Origin of the sequence: Paracoccus shanxieyensis (assembly GCF_009711265.1) — a bacterium.
Lineage (GTDB): Bacteria > Pseudomonadota > Alphaproteobacteria > Rhodobacterales > Rhodobacteraceae > Paracoccus > Paracoccus shanxieyensis.
The window spans coordinates 1-1,150 of record NZ_WMII01000069.1; the positions used below are offsets into that span (position 1 = coordinate 1).

1 protein-coding gene is annotated in these 1,150 nt (G+C 66.5%); it reads right to left on the reverse strand.

What is annotated here, in order from left to right:
• Nucleotides 1-1,004: IS256 family transposase (locus GL284_RS21215; protein ID WP_155046390.1), on the reverse strand; the 1,004-nt coding region annotated here is incomplete at its 3' end.
• Between the last annotated feature and the right edge of the window lie 146 nt (nt 1,005-1,150).

The following is a 1,150-nucleotide window of genomic DNA, read 5'->3' on the forward strand; positions in this document are numbered from 1 at the left end:
ACCCGCTCCAGCGGGTTCGTGGACGCGATCTGGGTCCAGTGCTCGCGTGGGAAGGACATGTAGGCCAGGACGTCGTCGCGGGAGGCGTCCATCAGGGCACCGAGTTTGGGTTGTTTCTCCCGCAGCGCGTCAGCCACGACGCCCCACTGCTGCTCTGCGTCGGCCTTGGTTTCCTGTGCGAAGATCGTCTTCAGCATCGCCGACACCGCCGTGCGCTGCTTGGCCGGGGCATGCGCCAGGGCGTTGCGCATCCAGTGAATACGGCAGCGCTGGCGGGTCGCATTGAACACCCGGCGGGCGGCGGCACGTAGCCCCTTGTGGTCGTCCGCGATTACCAGCTTCACCCCGCGCAGGCCGCGGTCCGCAAGGCTGCGCAGGAACTCGGTCCAGAACGTCTCGGCCTCGGACGGGCCCGTTGCGACGCCCAGCACCTCCCGCTTGCCATCTTCGTTGACCGCCACGGCGATTATCACGGCGCGGCTGACGATGCGCCCGCCTTCCCGAACCTTCAGATAGGTGGCATCGAGCCAGAGATAAGGCCACACGCCTTCCAGCGGGCGGGTGAGGAAAGCGTTCACCCGCTCGTCGATCTCGGCGCACAGCCGGCTGACCTGGCTCTTCGACATGCCGCCAGCGCCCATGGCTTTCACCAGATCGTCGACCGAGCGGGTCGAGATGCCATGAACGTAAGCCTCCTGAATTACCGCCACGAGGGCCTTCTCGGCCGTCCGCCGCGGTTCGAGGAAGCTCGGAAAGTAGCTACCCTTGCGCAGCTTCGGAATCTCCAGCGCGATCCGCCCGGCACGGGTGTCCCAGTCGCGGTCGCGGTAGCCGTTGCGCTGCACCTCCCGCATTGGCGAGCGAGCACCCTTGGCCGCGCCCGTCCGGGCCTCAACCTCGGCCTCCATGATCCGCTCGGCCGCGAAGGCCAACATCTCCCGCACAAGGTCACCGTCGGCCTGCTTCTCAACCAGCTCGATCAGCGCCATTCTGTCGTCGGTCATCGTCATCTCCGTTCTTGCTTCAAGGTCTCGCAACCCGAAACTTGTCCGAAGATCGACGGTGACCGCCAGCGTCACCAACGGCCGCGCGCTGCGCTACGCCGAAGGCTCCGCGCGCGGCCTCCTACACCATGTGTTGGGACACTGCC